The organism is Paenibacillus sp. GbtcB18, assembly GCF_019091125.1.
GTDB lineage: Bacteria > Bacillota > Bacilli > Paenibacillales > NBRC-103111 > Paenibacillus_F > Paenibacillus_F chitinolyticus.
Genome location: NZ_JAGXJX010000535.1, coordinates 1 through 257, shown reverse-complemented (window position 1 = coordinate 257; position 257 = coordinate 1). Strand labels below are relative to the sequence as shown.

Sequence of the window (257 nt, the reverse complement as noted above, 5' to 3'; positions counted from 1 at the left end):
GGCAGTGAGGAACAGCACCTAACGGTTCCGCACGCGGGAGGTTTTGTACGGGATGATGCCGACCACCTTCCACGCCCCGCCCGGGACCGTATCGTACCAAACCGTGTTTCTGTCGTCGCCCCGCCCTACATTAAAAGAACCCGAGGGCCCCGTAATAACGGGCATCCCCGGCATCCATTCGGACAGTGGGCGGCTCATCCATTCCACCCCGGGGCCCGCGATAATGCTGCCCCGTTTGTCTACGAGCAGAACGCTGC

The 257-nt window shown here is 62.3% G+C and carries 1 pseudogene; it reads right to left on the bottom strand.

The features are described 5' to 3' along the window. Positions 1–18: 18 nt before the first annotated feature. Positions 19–257 (bottom strand): annotated as a pseudogene (locus KVT34_RS30545) (cache domain-containing protein); the annotation flags it as partial.